16 protein-coding genes and 1 pseudogene are annotated in these 15,747 nt (G+C 65.2%); 4 read left to right on the top strand and 13 right to left on the bottom strand.

The features are described 5' to 3' along the window. Positions 1-71: 71 nt before the first annotated feature. From KALB_RS07515 to KALB_RS07495, 7 genes and pseudogenes are all read right to left on the bottom strand, one after another. Positions 72-554: a DUF5130 family protein gene (locus KALB_RS07515; RefSeq protein WP_025355109.1), complete on the bottom strand. Its 483-nt coding sequence runs from the start codon at positions 552-554 to the stop codon at positions 72-74. After that, positions 541-807, bottom strand: coding sequence for an aa3-type cytochrome oxidase subunit CtaJ (gene ctaJ / locus KALB_RS45135; protein WP_030108629.1), 267 nt, complete (start codon positions 805-807; stop codon positions 541-543). The genes KALB_RS07515 and ctaJ overlap by 14 nt, the downstream gene beginning before the upstream one ends. Positions 808-858: 51 nt before the next feature. Further along, a complete protein-coding gene (locus tag KALB_RS07510) occupies positions 859-2,139 on the bottom strand; it encodes an MFS transporter (protein ID WP_025355108.1) in 1,281 nt (426 codons plus the stop codon). Between the two features lie 608 nt (positions 2,140-2,747). Next, positions 2,748-3,431 (bottom strand): HNH endonuclease, encoded by a 684-nt coding sequence (locus KALB_RS07505; protein WP_411931127.1) that lies wholly within the window; start codon positions 3,429-3,431, stop codon positions 2,748-2,750. Positions 3,432-3,602: 171 nt separating this feature from the next. Continuing rightward, positions 3,603-4,874: a tyrosine-type recombinase/integrase gene (locus KALB_RS07500; RefSeq protein WP_063750727.1), complete on the bottom strand. Its 1,272-nt coding sequence runs from the start codon at positions 4,872-4,874 to the stop codon at positions 3,603-3,605. A 120-nt stretch (positions 4,875-4,994) separates the two neighbouring features. Further along, positions 4,995-5,192, bottom strand: a complete 198-nt coding sequence (locus tag KALB_RS45130; protein WP_148309392.1) for a helix-turn-helix transcriptional regulator — start codon at positions 5,190-5,192, stop codon at positions 4,995-4,997. Positions 5,193-5,202: 10 nt separating this feature from the next. Beyond that, positions 5,203-6,633: pseudogene (locus KALB_RS07495) on the bottom strand (replication initiator); the annotation flags it as partial. A 124-nt stretch (positions 6,634-6,757) separates the two neighbouring features. On the opposite strand from KALB_RS07495, the gene KALB_RS07490 reads away from it, so the two are divergent. Continuing rightward, positions 6,758-7,798: an IS630 family transposase gene (locus KALB_RS07490; protein WP_025353822.1), complete on the top strand. Its 1,041-nt coding sequence runs from the start codon at positions 6,758-6,760 to the stop codon at positions 7,796-7,798. A 267-nt stretch (positions 7,799-8,065) separates the two neighbouring features. Here KALB_RS07490 and KALB_RS07485 read toward each other — a convergent pair whose 3' ends face one another. The 5 genes from KALB_RS07485 to KALB_RS47505 form a co-directional block, all read right to left on the bottom strand. Then, positions 8,066-9,550: an FtsK/SpoIIIE domain-containing protein gene (locus tag KALB_RS07485; protein ID WP_201771891.1), complete on the bottom strand. Its 1,485-nt coding sequence runs from the start codon at positions 9,548-9,550 to the stop codon at positions 8,066-8,068. Between the two features lie 501 nt (positions 9,551-10,051). After that, a complete protein-coding gene (locus KALB_RS47510) occupies positions 10,052-10,630 on the bottom strand; it encodes a hypothetical protein (protein ID WP_162483056.1) in 579 nt (192 codons plus the stop codon). Between the two features lie 29 nt (positions 10,631-10,659). Next, positions 10,660-10,947 (bottom strand): hypothetical protein, encoded by a 288-nt coding sequence (locus KALB_RS48105; protein ID WP_162483055.1) that lies wholly within the window; start codon positions 10,945-10,947, stop codon positions 10,660-10,662. Then, positions 10,947-11,228, bottom strand: coding sequence for a hypothetical protein (locus tag KALB_RS48100; protein ID WP_025355101.1), 282 nt, complete (start codon positions 11,226-11,228; stop codon positions 10,947-10,949). Before KALB_RS48100 ends, KALB_RS48105 begins: the two co-directional genes overlap by 1 nt. Before the next feature lie 17 nt (positions 11,229-11,245). Then, on the bottom strand, positions 11,246-11,716 hold the full coding sequence (locus tag KALB_RS47505) for a hypothetical protein (RefSeq protein ID WP_025355100.1): 471 nt from the start codon (positions 11,714-11,716) through the stop codon (positions 11,246-11,248). Between the two features lie 196 nt (positions 11,717-11,912). Here KALB_RS47505 and KALB_RS07460 point away from each other — a divergent pair, with 196 nt between their 5' ends. Further along, positions 11,913-12,821 carry a DUF5919 domain-containing protein gene (locus tag KALB_RS07460; protein ID WP_030111193.1) on the top strand — a complete coding sequence of 303 codons (909 nt, stop codon included), beginning with the start codon at positions 11,913-11,915 and terminating at the stop codon, positions 12,819-12,821. Beyond that, the gene (locus tag KALB_RS45120; RefSeq protein ID WP_081789240.1) at positions 12,818-13,630 is read left to right on the top strand and encodes an inositol monophosphatase family protein; all 813 of its coding nucleotides are present in this window, start codon (positions 12,818-12,820) and stop codon (positions 13,628-13,630) included. The genes KALB_RS07460 and KALB_RS45120 overlap by 4 nt, the downstream gene beginning before the upstream one ends. Before the next feature lie 14 nt (positions 13,631-13,644). Here KALB_RS45120 and KALB_RS46365 read toward each other — a convergent pair whose 3' ends face one another. After that, positions 13,645-14,541, bottom strand: coding sequence for a hypothetical protein (locus tag KALB_RS46365; protein ID WP_148309390.1), 897 nt, complete (start codon positions 14,539-14,541; stop codon positions 13,645-13,647). A gap of 551 nt (positions 14,542-15,092) precedes the next feature. Between KALB_RS46365 and KALB_RS46360 the strand changes: the two genes are divergently transcribed. Then, positions 15,093-15,314 (top strand): hypothetical protein, encoded by a 222-nt coding sequence (locus tag KALB_RS46360; RefSeq protein WP_148309389.1) that lies wholly within the window; start codon positions 15,093-15,095, stop codon positions 15,312-15,314. The last annotated feature ends 433 nt before the right edge of the window (positions 15,315-15,747 follow it).

Raw genomic sequence — 15,747 nt, 5'->3', positions numbered from 1 at the left:
TTTTCGGTGCGCGAACGAGCAGAGGCCCCCACCGCCAACTGGCGGTGGGGGCCTCCCGGGTTCGAAGTGCCTCAGCGGCGGGGAGCCGCCCCGGCCTGGTCGGTCATCATGCGCAGACCGCTGACGAGCCCGCCGATCAGGTCGCCCTCCTTGAAGGAGGCGACCATGCTCATCACGGCGAGCTTGCAGCCGCGGTCGGGCAGCCTGCGGTGCGACTCCGCACCGGTGACGATCTCCACGGCGCGCTGGGTGGGCGACACCGCGACCAGCACGCTGATGGCCGGGTCCTCGCTGCGCGCGTGCAGCGTCTCGGCGGCCTGCCTCGTGTCGCCATCGAGGTCACCGAGGTAGACGCTGAAGGCCAGGCCGGTCTGCCTGCTGGACAGGGTCAGCGCCTCGTCCAGCTGGGCCAGCTCGGCGACCTTGAACGGCACCTTGGGCGCGGCGGGGCTGTACTCACGGGCCACGGAGAGCCTGCCGTTGGCGGTCAGGGCCTCGCCGTAGCCGAGCTCGACGTCCTCCGCGGGGCGCTCGACGATCTCACCAGCTACCACGGGCACCTCCCTTCGCGGTCGCGGCGGGCTCGCCTGCCTGCTCCTGCCCGGCACTGTCGTGCGCGGGGTGGGTGTGGGCGGACCCCAGACCCGCCGGGTTGGCGGTCCACCACACTGGCGCGTATCCCCATTCCTGACCTGGCTGGTACCGGGGCGTGCGCGCGAACTTCGGCCACAGCGTCAACAACGCGATCACACCGTAGATAGCCAGCGGGATCAGCGCGAGGACGAGGATGGTGTCCACGGCGTTCACGATCGCCTACGGTAGCCGAGGCCGTGCCGGGCCGCGCGACCGGCCAGCCCGCTAGACCGCGGGCTCGGGCACCCGCAGCAGGGCGCGCGCCGCCAGCAGGGCCGCGGCCGCGATCAGCACGCCGACCACGAGGAACACGGCGCGCAGCGAGGTCTGCACGGCCAACGGTCCGGCGAGTCCCGCCCCCAGGGGCATGAACCCCCAGGTCAGCACCCGGTAGGTGCTGCTGACCCTGCCCATCATCCGGCTTGGGGTCAACCGCTGGCGACGGCTGGCGGCCAGCACGTTCCAGCCGCCCACCGCGCAGCCGACCACGAGGTAGCCGAGCACAGCTGTGGCCACCGAGGGCACCGCGCCGACCAGGACCATGCCCGCACCGAGCAGCACCAGCGATCCGATCATGACCGGCCCGTCGCCGACCTTGCCCGCCAGCAGGGGGCTCACCCTGGCGGCGAGCAGGGTGCCCAGCGACAGGGCGATGAGCATCGCGGACATCACGGCGGCCGGTGCGCCGAGGGTCTGCACCACGTAGAGCGCGGTGACCGCGTTGGCCGCGCTGACCGCGAACGCCGTGATCATCACCGTGCCGACCAGCGCCCTCAGGCCCCGGCTGCGCAGCAGGAACCGCCCGCCCTCCAGCAGGTCGGCGCGCAACCGGACGAGCGCGGACCGCTGGTCGCCGGGGGCGGGCTCGCCGCGCTCGGGCACCACGTCGGGCAGCCGCGCCACCTCGACGGCGGCCACCAGGAAGGCCAGCGCGTTCAGCGCGAAGCACAGCGCGGGCGGCCAGGCCAGCACGAGGCCGTCACCCGCGGGCTCGGCGGCCAGCACCAGGCCCGCGGCCAACGGGCCAGCCAGGTCCAGGCCGATCGTCTCCGCCGTGACGAACCAGCCGTTGGCCCTGTCCAGGTCCTCCGGACCGGCCAGTTCCACCAGCAGGAGCTGCTCGGCGGAGTCGGCGAAGGTCTGCGCGGAGGTGACCAGGAAGGCGAACACCACCAGCACCAGCACGCCCGCCTGGTTGACCAGCACCAGACCGGCCAGCGCGGCGGTCAGCAGCGCGCGGGCGCTGTGCGCGCAGAGCACGACCGTGCGGGGACGCATGCGGTCGACCAGGGCACCCGCGGGCAGCGAGACCAGGAGCCACGGGAGCACCTCGGCGACGGCGACGGCGGAGACGGCGAGCGGGTCGCGGGTGCTGATCGCGGCGAACACGGGCAGAGCGGTGACCCTGATGCCGTCCCCGACGAGCGCGATGAACCAGACCCGGAGGAGTCGCCGGAAGGCGGGCGTGCGAATGCCGTGCCGGACTGGTGGTGGATCCGCGGTCACGTCGGTCCTCTCGGCCCGCGGGGAACGCATGTGGCGGTGCGTCCCAGCCCCTCGACCACGGCGCGATTGCTGTAGGTGACCGAGGACCTGCTGTCAGTGTGCGCCGACAGTACCTATCGGCGCAGTCCCGGTGAAGACCGACATCGACCGCCAGTTAAAGTGATCACAGTCACATGACCACTCGGGGGAACCCGTACCGCCAAACGGTCTCGATCCGATTGACAACGCAAAGCCGCCGGTTTGGCGGCTTGTCTTAGCGGCCACCCCGGGCTTAGCTTTTCACCTGTACGGGTCTTGCATCTCGCGCCAGGCCCCGAAACCTGCCGCCGAACCTCGCAGGAGGACACGCCATGTACACCACTCACCTCCGCGACGCCCGGCAAGCCATCACCCATTCGGGTGGCACTGCCATTGAGTTTCACTCTGGGGTACGGGTCAACGGCCCTGGTCTGCACAGCGATGGTGTGCGCGTGAACCGTGGTGGCGTGCGGGTCAACTGAACTCGCCGCACCGTGTCGGCCACCTGGCGGCAGCCGACAACGGGCAGCACGCAGGACCAGGACAGCACACCGGGCGAGCCGGCCGCGTGACGAGGGGTCTCTACACCCTCACGCGGCCGGCTCGCCCAGGTATGGCAGCCATTGGGGATCGGCGTCGGCCACACCCGCGAGCAGCCGCCAGTGCGGCCCGCGCGGGGCGGTCGGCGCGATCAGGAGCCTCCATCCCAGTTCGGACAACAGCTTGTCCGCCTTGCGGTGGTTGCACTTGGCGCAGCAGGCGACGCAGTTCTGCCAGGTGTGGGGGCCACCCCGGCTGCGCGGCACGACGTGGTCGATGGTCTCCGCCCGCCCGCCGCAGTAGGCGCAGCGGTAGCGGTCCCGGTGCATCAGTCCCGCCCGGGTCAGCGGGACACGGCCGCGGTAGGGCACGCGCACGTAGGTGGACAGCCTGATCACCGAGGGCACCTCGAGGCTGGCCGTGGAGGAATGCAGCACCAGCCCGGCGGGATCGCCGTGCACCACCTCGGCCTTGCCGCAGACGACCAGCACCACCGCGCGTCGCAGCGGTAACGCGGTGAGCGGCTCGAAGGTGGCGTTGAGCAGGAGCACCCGGCGCCGTCCCCAGGTCGGCCCCCCTGGCGCGCGCGGCCCGTGCTGCCCCATCAACCTGTCGGATCCCACGCTGGCTACGTGGCCCACGACGGACTGGGGCAGGGCGTCACTGCACGAAGGGACCCGCGGCGCGAACCCTGGACGAGGGGCGCCGATCGGAGTCGGTTGTCGGTCGGGCACGCGACCACCTCCACCGGTGCTGCCCTAGTCGACCACAGATGACCCGTCCAGCGCACGTGTGATAACCGACATGTTCGCTACGATTTGCTCTCACCTGGGCAAACACCCTGTTCGGGCGTGTCCTGCGCACGTCAGGCCGTCTCAAGGCCGTCTGGCGCCATCTTGGCCACTTCACGCCATTCCGCCGCTCTCCTTGACGGCCCTGGGCTTGCGCGGCTTGAACATGGCGTTGGCCGCCAGCCGGGCCTTGTCGAACGAGTCCGGCATCAGGTGCACGTACGTCTTCAGGGTGAACGCCTCCGACGAGTGGCCGAGGAACACAGACAGCTCCTTGATCGACACACCGCGCGCGAGCATGGAACTGGCGAACAGGTGCCGCAGCGCGTGCATCCCGTCCGACCGGTCGGGGTTGTAGTCGAGCTCAGCCGTTGCGAACGCTGGTCGCCAAACCGTGTCATTAATTGTCACGCCGGAGTCCAGACCGCCCTGTTCGTTGGTCATGAGCACGTTGACCGTCTCGAACTTCTTGCCGTCCTGCTCGCCCCACGGGAGCATGATCGACACAGGTTGGTAGTTCTCCACGTAGTCGTCCAACTCTTCCAGGAGCCCATCCCCCAACGGGATGTCCCGCGTCTTGTGGCGCTTGGGCAGCTTCCACATGAACTTGCCGTGAATCCGCACCAACTGCCGTGTGCAGCGGTAGACCATCCGGTCCCGGTCCACGTTGTCCATCGAGAACGCCAGGATCTCCCCTTGCCGAAGTCCCAGCCCCGCACCGAGCGGAACCATGATCTTGCGCCGAGCGGGCAGCGCCAGGTGCACCTTGCGCATCTTGGCCTCAGGCCAGACCTGCACCTTGCGCTGTGACGCCGGGGGCCGGGAAATCGACTTGTCCTTGCACGGGTTGGTCCGGATCTTCCCCTCATCCACCGCCGCCTGAAGGATGGACGACACCATGTCGAACAGCTGTCGGCGGTAGGTGTTCGAGGGTGGCCGCTTCTGCCTGTCCATCCACCCGAACCACTTGCGGATGACATCAACCTTGATCGTCTCCAGGTAGCGCCCACCGAGGAACGGATAGACCTGGTTCTCCAGGTTGCTGGTCACCGTGCGCACACTTGACGGGTCCTTGGTCCGCCCCATCAGTACCGATTGCGCGTACGCCTTGAACTTCACCTTGCCCGCGTCCGGAGGCATGTAAGTGCCCGCCAAGACGTCGTGCTGCTGCTTGGTCAGGAACGCCCGCGCCTTGGTGAGCTCCTTGTCAGGGAAGGACTTCGAATCCTCCTTGCCATCCGGGTCGTACCATCGCACCTTGTACCGGTCGCCCTTGCCCCACAACGAATTCTTCTCCCGCAGTGGCTTACCGTTCTTGCCCAGCACGAGCTTGCCGTTTTCATCGCGCTTCGGGCTTGTCCATCTGTCCTGCACGTGACCAGCCACGCCCGTCACCCCCTTGCCTTGTCGTTGCTGAAAGATTCGGCCGAGGCGTGTCCGGTGCCCCCATGCCGAGGACACCGGACACGCACCCGCAGACGCCACTACTCCTGACAGGACCTGTTCTCAGGCTGCATCAGGAGTTGAGGACTGGCTTTCAAGCCATGCCCGGACGTGAGCCGGGTCGTAACGAACGTGCTTACCCATCTTGTGCCACGACGGCCCATACCCCTTGTGCCGCCACTGCCTGAGCGTGGTTTCCGGGATCTGCAAGAAGGCACTCAGCTCCTCCGGCCTCCACAGGCCCTCACCACTTCCAGTCATTGCGCTCCCCCTAGGCCGCCTCCGCTGTTGCTGAAACATCCGGCCCCGCCGAACCGTCCGGTGGCGCCCCTCCCTGTGCCGCCAACATCGCTTGGTCGTACTCAGCCCGCCACCGTTGCCGCTGGGCGATTCCATGCAGCAGCAGATGCGCCCGAGGAGGCACATTCGGGTCACCCGGACGCACGTTGTGCCACACCAACCGGTCCGTGTCCTGCACCGGCTTGACGATCCCCACCGCCGCCAACGCCTCCGCCACGAACCGCTTCCGATCCGCCCTGTGGTCCGCAAGCGTCTTCCCCGACCACTTGCGCGACACCAGCACCCGCCGCCCCGGCAACCCCAACGTGGTGCGTCGGTGCGCCTTGTTCTTGCACCGCCCCGGAGTCATCCGCGAGGACACCCCACGAGGCTGAACCCCGTACAGCAGCCACACCGCGCACCGCTCAGAGCACGGCGTCACCTCAAGCTCCGCGTGAAGCCGCTCGTGGTGCTCCTTCTGCCGGTCCGTATCGGCCTCGATCACCTCACCCACGCTCTTGGTGAGGTACTTGGTCAGGTAGCCGATGTGCCGCCCCGCCTCCTCACTGCCGCCGAGAATTCCCTTCGAGTGCACCTGCCGCCCGAACTCCGCCACGTGCGCCGGTTCCACCAGGTCCGCCGTCGCCTCCTCCCAGGTCCGCAAAGGCGTCCTGACCTGCGGATCTACGAACCCGGTCACCGCGGATTCCCACACCGGCAGCGGACCGTCCGGCAGGTACACCAGTTCGTTGTGTTCAGGCCACCACACCTGGAGGTAGGTAGCCGCCGTCACCTGCCGCAGCACCTCATGCGGGATCGAGCCCCGGACCGCCGCGTGCAGGTGCGGAGCGACACGGCGCTGGGGCTCCACCGTCGCGAAGTACTGGACGTCAAACCCGACCACCCGCCGCAGGTTCTGCCACCACCGGTCAACCAGTGACGCGAAGTGCACCGCGTCACGGGCCGCCCGCCGGTAGTCATAGCTCGCGAAGTCCACCGGGGTGCCATCAGTCCGGACCCTGCCGTAGCTGTCGAGGGTGAGCGTGACGAACATCGAGGGCCGGAACCGTCCGGCGTACTCCCGCCCCACCGTCCGCTTGTCCACCTTCCGCCGAGGAAGGTCCGGAGCGTCCTGCCGCCGACGCGTCGACCGACGAACACCCCTCTTCTCCGACGCGTCCGGCGAGGGCAGATGACCCCGCACACCCGCCGCCTTGAGTTCAGCGTCAGCGTCCCGGATGTCCTCCTGCAGTTCCTCCGCCGCCACCAGGTCCCCGTCAGCCACCGCACCCCGATACGCGGCCAGCAGATCCGCCCGCGCGGTCACCAGCTCCACCTGTTCCTCTGTCGGCTCCTCCGGGGTGAAGTCCGGTTCCTCGTTCATGTGCCAGCCCTCACGGCACTGCGTCACCCGCAACGCTCTAAGCAGGTTGCCAGAAGTTGTGTCTGTAACTCGCGTGAGTTGACCTTGCCGTGAACGTGAAGAGCCTCGTCGGGTTGGATTCGGTTACCACACCAGACTCCACCACGACGAGGCCTCCACCAGTATGCGCCCCGCGCATGTCTACGCCGACTTGACCCCTGCCCAGCACCTCGAACTGGTCACCGCGCTGCACGGACCCTGGCGAGTCGCCACCCGCATCGTCATCGTCTTGCTGTCCGCGTCCGGGATGAGCGCGCCCGAGATCGCGGAACTTCTGCACTACGAGCCGGTCACGGTGCGCCGCTGGATCACCCGACACACCCGCGACGGCATCAACGGGCTACCCGACCGACCCCGCAGCGGACGCCCCCGCCTGGGCAGCCCCACGCTCGGACACCGCATCCACACCCTGCTGCACACCCCGAAAGCCTGGACCACCGCACGACTGTGGCGCGCCGCCCGACGCCCCGAAATGAGCCTGCGCACCTTCTACCGGCGACTGCGTGAACACGCCAGGTGGCGGCGTCCCCGGCTGATCGCCAAAGGCGACCCCGACCACGACACGACCTGCGCCACGATCCAGGCCCGCCTCGCCGCACTCCCCACCGGCTCCGTGGTTCTGGCCGAGGACGAAACCCACCTCGACCTGCTGCCGCGGGTCCGATCGTGCTGGATGCCCACCGGCCTGCGTCACCGGATCCTGACTCCCGGCAGCAACATCCGCCGCACCATCCACGGCGCGATCGACCTCACCACCGGCGCCTGGCACCACCACGTCTCCGTCAAGAACGTCTCCGTGGTGTTCTGCTACTTCCTGCAACAGGTACTCGACGCCTACCCCGACGCCCCTGTTGTCGCGGTGATCTGTGACAACGGCGGCACCCATCACAGCGGGATCACTCGCCGCTGGCTGGCCGAACACCCGCGCCTGTTACTGATCGAGGGCGCGAAATACAGCCCGCAGGACAACCCCGTCGAACGCGTCTGGGCCGGCCTCAAGCACCACATCGCCAACACCGCGCCAGCCACGATGGCCGGCCGCGTCCGACAGGCACACGCCTACTTCCGCGACCGGAGCACCGAACAGAACCTGATCACCGCCGCGCCCTGGACCAGCCCCTGGCTACCCGAAGGTTTCGGACAAGACTTTTGGCCACGTGCTTAGCCCGCTTGGCACACGGACCACACTGTGACTCCACAGTGGACCCACACGGCACCGCCACATACCGCAGCTCGAAGGAGTCCGGGTCCTCCACCTCCTTGACCAACGGCCGCACGCACACGCCGAACTTCTCAGCGGCGGCTACGGCAACGTCCATCGCGATGGGCATCCGAGCCCGCTCCGCCCGAGACTGCCCGACCACATCACCAGGGAACGACGCGGCACCCGCCGAACTGTCTACAGTGTCCTTGTGGCTCATGGTCTCCTCGGTCATGCCGCCTCACCCCCTTCCCGGTCCATACGTCGCGCGAACTCCACAACCCGACCCGAACCCACACGGTCAGCGCCCCGAGCCGGTTGGTTCACATACGCCTCCAGCGCACGGATACCAGGGTCATCGGTCCACGCGATCCGTGCTCGCACTGGGATCCTGCGCCGCTCCGCCGTCACATACCCCACCCCCGGCATGTCCTCCGGAATCCGGTCACACCGCGCACCCCGCTGGTAAGCGCCTTCCCCTAGCACCATGTCCACATAGGACTCCGTGGGCAGAGCCAGCGCGAGCCGGAATGGGAACAGCTCCCGCCACACCACGGTTTCCTTCGTAGGCTCCTGCACGTACCCGCGCACCACGATCCCCAGCGCACGCCCCTGCGTCAGCAACAACCCCGTCAGATTCTCGATCTTGGTCCGCAGCGGCTTGTCCGTCAGGTACTTGGTCAACGCGGCGATCTCATCGAACTCCAGGATCTCCAACGGAACCTCACGGCTCACGGTGATCCGGCGTGCCCGACCGGCGATCAGCGCTTCACGCCGCAGCATCTCCGCCACCAACTCCTCCAGCACCCGCACCGCCTGCTCTGGCGTGGTGGCATACCGGGTGAATAGGCCCCGCCCATAAGCCAGCTCGATCCCCTTGGGGTCGATGCCTGAGGACCGCACCAGACCATCCCGGATGGCCGGGGCCAGCACCCAGTACGGCGCCCAGGTGAACGAGTTCTTGCCCGCCCCTGTCTCCGCCGCCGTCAGCGTGTGCGTGCCGAACAACGGCATCCGCAGATCCCGCCCGTACTCATCCCGCCCCACCCACACCGACCGCAGGTCCACCCCATCCCCCTCGGCCTCCACGTCCAGCGCCGGGGGCAGCACCAGGTCTGCCAGCATGTCCTTACGCTGGAAGTCCAGCGACACCATGCCCGGCTCCAGCTCCCGCACCACACACCGCGCCGACCGCCGCGCGTGCGCCAGCTCACGAGACCGCTCCTGGAAGTCTTCCGTTTTCTGACCGGCCGCCATCAGTACCCGGACTTCATCCCAGGCCGGACCCGTCGCGACCTTCGCCACCGTGGGCAGGGTGACCTCCTGGGCAATCTCGTCCACGATCACCAGCCCGCAGCCCCGAGTCCACCGCTCCCAGTGCCGGGCGTAGAAGGTCCACCGCAGCCACCAGGCCCGCACGTGCCGCCACACGTAGAACTCGAAGAACACCGGAGCCCGCCACCACAGCAGCAGACCCACGACGTCCACCAGGCCCACCAGGACCAGCCCCACCACGGCCAGCACATCCCACGCGCCCGTCAAATGGCCGACGAGCACCAGGCCCACGACCACCAGCAGCACACCGGAGATCCGGGGGTGCCGGTTGAGCCAGCACAGCCCCCGCCACACCAGTGGGACACCCTTGCGCACCAGCTTGTAGACCAGCCAGCACACACCCTGCACGAGTTTCGAGGCCAGCCACACCACCGCAAACACGAGCGCGGCAATCAGCGTTGCCTCTTCAACGCCTTTACTGATTTTTCCCATGACAGATCGATGTTCCCTTGTTCGAGTGTTCACAATGGACAGTCACTGGTCCGTCTCCTTGCCCGAAGGAGGCAGACAGGTCCCGTTCACCACTCACGCGAGGAACGACCCGTCACCGCAGCGGGGTACCGCAACGGCGGGTAGATCAGCGGCAGACGACCCAAGCACGGACTACACACCAGACTGCCGGGCTCGAAGCGAGCGAACTTCCCGCACCGAACACAGTTTCGAGCCCGCCGACCGCGATTTCCGTTACACGGTAGGGGACTTGACGCATCCCTGGTGCCAACCGCTACGCTTGTCATCGTTCCGCTTCCTCTTCGGGGGTAGTGGACGAGAGAGAGGAAGGGGCAGCGGGTCCGCCAAGACATGTGCTGCCCCTTCACTCGGTTCTTATCTCTGTGAAGTTGTCCCCAGCCGCGCCCTTGTCTGTGTGGCACGGCCGGATCGTCAGTCCTCGATCCCCACCTCTTCACAGAGAATCTGGGGAAGACTCGGTTTGTTGTCGGCTTTGATCATCAACTTTCGCCCTGCCCGCGCCCGGCTGATCGGCCCATCCCACGTCTTGCGGTGAGCCAGTAGGCGATCGTCCAGGATCTCCAGCACCGCCAACCGAACCCCGACCCACGCCAGGAACTCCTCCCCGTCGTCACCGGGTGGGTCTTCGTGGTCACGCCACCGCATGGCCAACTGCGGCAACGACAATCCCTTCAGCTCATCCCGCATCCCTTGCGCGGTCGGTTGGCCCCGCAACGCCGGATACATCCGTGCGACCCGCGCCCGCAGGTCCATCGCACCGGTCCGGCACAACTGCCCCAGCGTCACCGTCAGTGCCCGCAGCGCCGCGTGAACGTGCTCCACCCCTTGGTTCATCAGCGCCGCCGCCACCGGGTTGTTCCCACCACCCACACGGTCCATGCCGACCACCACGGCCAGGAACTCCACCATCTCCACACGCATCGCCGCCGCCTCCGCAGCCGTCGCAGTGCTCGTGTGGACCCGCGACCGGCGAGCATCGCTGTCGTCCACCTGCGTCACCTCCCAGGTCTCCCGCCTTGTCACCACGGACTCCTCCGCACAACCCGAGGGGTCTGCATGGGCACCACCACCGGCTCTGGCACCACCACCTCCGGCTCCGCCATCTCCGGCACCCGCGCCGCCACCAGCTCCGCCAGGTCGATCGCCGCCACCCGCGACAGGTCCACCACCACCGCACTGGTCCCGACCGGCAACCGGACCCGCAACCGCGCCCGATCCGCCGACAACTCCAGCCGCACACCACCCATCGAGTTCACCGGCACCGCCACATCCGCAGCCCTCGCCGACCGCACACGCCCCCTCCCCATCACCAACCCTCCTGCCCTTGCGAGGTGACCCGCCCGTACCACTCCCGCGCCTGCCCGTCGAACGCCTGGGCCGCCGTGTCCACCGCCGCCGAAATCCACCACGGCAACCCGTCGACCTCACCCAGCGCCCGCCACGCCCGCGCCACATCCCGCGACACACTCACCATCGCGTTGAGATCCGCCACCGTCGCCGACCGCAACCCCGCACGAACCCCGACCTCCTGATAAGACCGGTACGCCTTCTGCCACCGGTCCACCAACACCGGGGAAACCTGCTCCATGACCCGCTCCCCAGTTCTTACGCGGCAGACTTCTCAGCACCGGCGCTCTCGCCACCGGCACGCGACCGCCCCGACGACCCGCCACCGGTCTGCACACCCCGCAGGCCCGTCGCTCGAACCTGGTAAACCAGCCACTTCGCCTGGCCCGAGGACTCCGGACGCGGACGCACCGTCATCCCCTCCAGCACCACCGCCCGAACCGGCACATTCGGCGCCACCGCAGCAGGCGGAACCGGCTGAACCTTCGCCAGGAACTCCACCGTCACCACCTGCTCCCGCGCCTTCTCCGCCGCCGGGTCCGAGCACTGCCCCCGGTAGATGTTCAGCCCCGTCACCGGGTCGACCATCGGCCGCACCGGCCGCCCCTTCGCCCTGTCCTCCTGAGACTGATACTCAAATACCTGCGTGATCTCACCCATCAAGAACAGGCCCTGCGGAAACCACTCATCGAACTCCACGAAAAAACGCACATCCTGCGGAGCAGGCATGTCATCAACCTCCTCGGTCGGGGTGAGGCCCCCGGCACCGCCGCCACGTTCCTGGCGACACAAGAAGCTTCGGCCGTCCAGAGTCTCGTTTGAGCTGTGTAGGCGTCTCACCTGCGACTTTTGAGACTCACCTAGTCTCGTCTAGGTCTCATCTGCGTGTTACCCTGGAACGACCAGGAGCTAGGACGGGGGACCAGTGACCGAAGTTGATGAGACGAGCTCCACGGTGCTGAAGGCACTCCTCAGGCACCGCCACCTACAAGAGCACTCGGCCTTCCTTCGCGAGTACGACCGAGTGGCCAACAAGATCGACCCCGGCCTAAAGGGCAAAGGCCCTAGTCGCGCGACGTTTTATCGGTGGCTTTCCGGGAATATCGGCAGGCTCCCCTTCCCAGGGCACTGCCGAATCCTTGAGACCATGTTCAACGGCTGGACCGCCGCACAACTCTTCGAGCCACACGGCGGAGGAATCGAAGTCACTCCGGAGCCACCATCCCGCGAGTCAGCTCAGCCCCGCCCGGCCCCTGTGCCCTCAGCTGTAACATTTCCCAGCAATCCTGGCACCGCCGACGTGACGGCAGTATTTGCGAGCCGATCGCAGTTCATGCACGAAATGCCACCTCACCAACTCTTCAGTGGGGCGCAGCGAATTCGTATGGTTGGCTTGTCTCTCAACTTGCTCTGCCAGCACTACCCAGACCGCGAGCTTCAGGAACTTCTAGAGGGCGGAACAAAAGTTGACTGCCTATTCCTGGACCCCGCAGGTGAAAGCATCAAGGCCCGAGAAGCCGAAGAAGGCCACCCAGCAGGGATGCTGGCAAACCTGACCGACGTCAACATCCAGACGCTCCGCAGGGTAGGCAAGAAGCTGTCCCCCGAAGCAGACGGAGCATTGAGTATTCGAACCTACGACGAGTGCGTAAGGTTCAACATCACCATCTTGAATGACTCCATTTGCATAGTACAGCCCTACCTGCCGGACGCACGCGGCGTTGAGTCGCCCACTTTGGTAGCCGAGAGGAAGTCAGACACGACCGGCCTGTACGACACTTTCTCGCAAGTCTTCGATTCGATGTGGGATCGGGCAAAGGAGGTTTCCGAGTGAGGAGCGCAGCGTCCCTGCTCAACATCGCTCAGACGGCAGTGGCGATTGGCGTCGACTTGATCAAAAGCTCCCGTCCAGAATACATCCAAGATAAGGGTGACCGCGATACGGTAACCGAGATTGATTTCGAAGTAGAGCGCCAGATCCGTGAATATCTCCAGGGCGCCACACCTGAAATCGGGTTCCTTGGCGAGGAAGAAGGAGTTCAGGCAGCATCAGGCGAAGCAGAGTGCTTTTGGACGCTCGACCCCGTTGATGGCACTGCCAACTTCGTGCATGGGCTACCTCTTTGTGCCGTCGCCCTGGCACTGACCTGCAACTCGAAGGCAATTGTCGCAGTTGTCGCAACACCCTTCCTCGACCTCCACTACAGCGCCGCCGTAGGCGAAGGTGCGTCCGTTAACGGCCGCCCGCTGAAATGCAGTGACACAACAGAGCTTTCTAAAGCAATCGTCTCAATCGGAGACTATGCCGTCGGAGAAAACGCAACCGACAAGAACCACAAGCGCATACGCCTCACCACTCTGCTAGCCGAGAACGCCGAACGGATCAGGATGTTTGGCTCAGCCGCCATCGATCTGGTTTGGGTGGCAGAAGGCCGAACTGATGCCACGGTCATCCTGTCCAACAAGCCATGGGACACCACCGCGGGCGTTCTCATCGCCCGCGAAGCAGGTGCCATTGTCGTTGACGTCGAAGGCAATCCGCACACACTCGAGTCAACAGCCACCATCGCGATGACCCCAGCGCTCCTTGACTCCCTTCTCCCGCTGGTGCACGCAGCCAATTTGGACGGAGCATCCGGCTAACTCAGCACAAACCACTATTTCCCGTTCCCCAGAAGAAATCTTGCGTTCAGCAAGGCGTTTTCCATCGGCTTCATGTTTATCCATGCTTTTTTACTCAGGTGCCGCTCCCAATTTTCAGCTTCATTAAGCAAAGCTTCTTTTCCGATTGAATACACGGGATCACTATGTGCCAGAGCACTGTCAGTTACATACCATCCGTCAGGTAGCAGCTGAATAACCGAATCGACTTCGCCAGGATACGAACGCTCACGCATAAGGCGAAGAATTCGAAGATTTGAGCCAAGAACCTCTAACGGCAAGAGTGGATCATAACGGCCACCACCACGCCCAGAAATCTCTGTACTAATTTTCGCGAGGATCTCGACGAGATTTGCCCCCTTTGCGCAGCGATGACGAAAAATGGCAGAACCAAACGCCTCCGCCACAGAGATAATCACTTGCTCAGAGTCGAACTGGAAGACTAGAACGTAGGGACCGTCATTGAAATTGACACGTATTCCTCGCTTGCTCACTAGTCCAGACTCTGTCGCTTCTCTCAGTAAATCGACCAAGTCAGTAGCAGTGTAATCAAGCGCACGTCCTGGCCGAGAGTACAGATTTCCCACCCGTTCTTGCTCCTGAAAAGTTGCCGCTTTCACTTCCTCTTGAATATCCCGCATTCTCCGCTCAGTTTGATCTACCGAATTTGCCAACTCGACGACCTTGGCATTAGTTTCACCAATCTCACGACTAAAGCGCTGCAAAAATATCGCCACCGGGACAGCTAGAAGTATCGTCACTCCAGCATTTCCAAGAGTTGATGACCACCAGCCAGAATCAAAGCTTCCCAGAACTCCAGATAACCCAATTACAAGCGCACCGACGACCAACCCTGCCAAAAATAGGGCAAAACGGCGGAATGCTGACCTCATCTTCAAACTACGCACCATCCCTAACTATCTCCAAGATTCTTTCTGAGTGAATGCTACGACATTCAGGCTTCCAAAATAAGTCAGTACACCCATTTAGGGTATAGCGACCGCAGGCGAAGTCTGTTCAGGCCGCAGGTACTGAGATCCGAAAGTGAGACGCAGCACCCACTCACCGGCCGCATAGGAACTAAGAAGAAGATGAAAGATGGTCGTGGATACCGCCGAGTGAGGTCTGACGAGCTGTGCACTTCCGTTAGCTACACGTTGCCGAATTTGGCTCTATGGGATCAAGGCGCCGCCAGCGGCGGCGCGCACTCACCCTGGCAGCGCAGGGCCGGGCCGACAGCCCGGAAGGGCTTGCCTTCCGCCCTTCCGCTCCGCACGGGCGTCGGCAGCCCTTCCGGCACGGCCCTCCCAACGCGCACGCCAGCAAGCGCCACCGCTGGCGACGCAGCCCACAGTCCGATTCAACTCGGACAACATGGCCAGAACGCGCCATTGACAGCCACAAACGCCTCCACGCTGCACCAACAGGCATAGCCTGCCACGCCATGAGCGACCCACGTTACAACCCCCAGGAAGACGACCGAGTACACGTCATCGGAGGCCAGTTCAAGGGCATGGACGGCACAGTAATGGACACCATGATAGATGTCCCCGGAATCCATGAACCCTTTGCGATAGTCGAGCTCGATGGCTTCCCCAGCGTGCATTGCATCGAGTTCATCCACCTCAGCCCTGTTCAGCCGGACCCGTCACTCTCACTGGAGTAGCCCGCTGTGGTAATGCCGCTGGGTGACGCGACAGTGTCCCGCCCGAATCGTCACCGATTCGGACGCTCCACCGCCCCGTCACCCTTATGCGACCCGCTCACCTTGTTCCGTGAACAACGCATCTACCAGCGAATGCACCTGCTTAAAGATTAAAAACCCCACCCTCGCCTTTTTATTTTTTAATACCGGCCCGTCCGTGTCAAGGCGGGAAAGAGTGCCTTGACACTCCCGGACCGGCACTAACTTCGGCATGGGCAAGGGAAAGGGGACGGGCAAGGGTTCCTCAGCACTCCAGCCCCGTTGCCCAGCTCACCGAGGAGGCAGCAAGTGCGCATCGACCGCAGGCCCAGCCCCAACCAGCTCGTTCTGTGGCCGCGCCACCAACTCAGCCCCCTCTACTTCGTCCCACGCCGCCGAGCCAACCGCCAGGCCC

It is taken from the genome of Kutzneria viridogrisea DSM 43870 (assembly GCF_000525635.1).
In the GTDB taxonomy this organism is placed as follows: domain Bacteria; phylum Actinomycetota; class Actinomycetes; order Mycobacteriales; family Pseudonocardiaceae; genus Kutzneria; species Kutzneria viridogrisea.
Note: the sequence above shows the minus strand (reverse complement) of the source record. Positions and strands in the feature narration are given on the sequence as shown.

Coding starts and splice junctions, on each gene's coding strand:
- KALB_RS45130 (WP_148309392.1), bottom strand. CDS start 5,192: ATGACTGGAAGTGGTGAGGGCCTGTGGAGGCCGGAGGAGCTGAGTGCC.
- KALB_RS07490 (WP_025353822.1), top strand. CDS start 6,758: ATGCGCCCCGCGCATGTCTACGCCGACTTGACCCCTGCCCAGCACCTC.
- KALB_RS48105 (WP_162483055.1), bottom strand. CDS start 10,947: ATGGGGAGGGGGCGTGTGCGGTCGGCGAGGGCTGCGGATGTGGCGGTG.
- KALB_RS48100 (WP_025355101.1), bottom strand. CDS start 11,228: ATGGAGCAGGTTTCCCCGGTGTTGGTGGACCGGTGGCAGAAGGCGTAC.
- KALB_RS47505 (WP_025355100.1), bottom strand. CDS start 11,716: ATGCCTGCTCCGCAGGATGTGCGTTTTTTCGTGGAGTTCGATGAGTGG.
- KALB_RS46365 (WP_148309390.1), bottom strand. CDS start 14,541: ATGAGGTCAGCATTCCGCCGTTTTGCCCTATTTTTGGCAGGGTTGGTC.
- KALB_RS46360 (WP_148309389.1), top strand. CDS start 15,093: ATGAGCGACCCACGTTACAACCCCCAGGAAGACGACCGAGTACACGTC.